1 pseudogene is annotated in these 281 nt (G+C 63.3%); it reads right to left on the bottom strand.

Going from position 1 to position 281, the window contains the following annotated elements:
• Positions 1-196, bottom strand: a pseudogene (locus WDW90_RS39140) (response regulator); the annotation flags it as partial.
• Positions 197-281 lie beyond the last annotated feature (85 nt).

Genomic DNA, 281 nt, shown 5'->3' with positions numbered 1-281 from the left:
CGAGACCCTTCACCTTGTCCTCGATGCCGGCCATGCCGGAGAGAATCAGGATCGGCGTCTTGACCTTGGCGACGCGCAAGGAACGCAGCACCTCGTAGCTCGACATGTCGGGCAGGTTCAGGTCGAGCAGGATGATGTCGTAATCGTACAGCTTGCCGAGATCGACGCCCTCCTCACCGGGACTGGCCAAATCTGTCCAGAGCGGCCTTGTCCGAAGCTGTCCCAGGCCGACCGCGGCTATGCCCGGTAGGATACGGTCGCCATCCACCGAGCGGCCGGTC

It is taken from the genome of Methylobacterium nigriterrae, assembly GCF_037106235.1.
Lineage (GTDB): Bacteria > Pseudomonadota > Alphaproteobacteria > Rhizobiales > Beijerinckiaceae > Methylobacterium > Methylobacterium nigriterrae.
The sequence above is the reverse complement of the archived record's forward strand: the minus strand, read 5'-3'. Positions and strand labels throughout refer to the sequence as shown.